Below are 386 nucleotides of genomic sequence, written 5' to 3'. Positions count from 1 at the left end.
GTTGTCTGGCAGTCGACCTGACTCAGGTCCTGCCCTGTTGTCATCCAAGTATTCGCGTAACTCCCTTGGAAGGACAGGAACTTTTTGACGATGTTGGCCGTTATTGCGGCCAGAGGAACATCTGTCATGGAACACATAGCCGCGTTGTTACTGGTGATTGGTTGCTCGAACTCGATGGCCGAATGTCGGGAATTGCAGGTCCCAGTCAGTGTTTTTGCAACAGCCGACGAATGCACCGCTGAGCGCCCCTTCGCGATGGGCGACGTACAGGGACAGGCGCAGCATATTGTCGCCAAATGCCTCGCGGTCGACCCCGCGCTGGAGGACGACTACGATCAAATTGCCTGGAAGGTGCGGCCAGACGGTAGTCTTGACGCTTCGTTGGT

1 protein-coding gene is annotated in these 386 nt (G+C 56.2%); it reads left to right on the top strand.

Going from position 1 to position 386, the window contains the following annotated elements; all coding sequences use genetic code 11:
• Positions 1-126 precede the first annotated feature (126 nt).
• A partial coding sequence (locus EN852_RS35390) for a hypothetical protein (RefSeq protein WP_135879644.1) occupies positions 127-386 on the top strand: 260 nt, incomplete at its 3' end.

The organism is Mesorhizobium sp. M2E.F.Ca.ET.209.01.1.1, assembly GCF_004010375.2.
Lineage (GTDB): Bacteria > Pseudomonadota > Alphaproteobacteria > Rhizobiales > Rhizobiaceae > Mesorhizobium.
The sequence above is the reverse complement of the archived record's forward strand: the minus strand, read 5'-3'. Positions and strand labels throughout refer to the sequence as shown.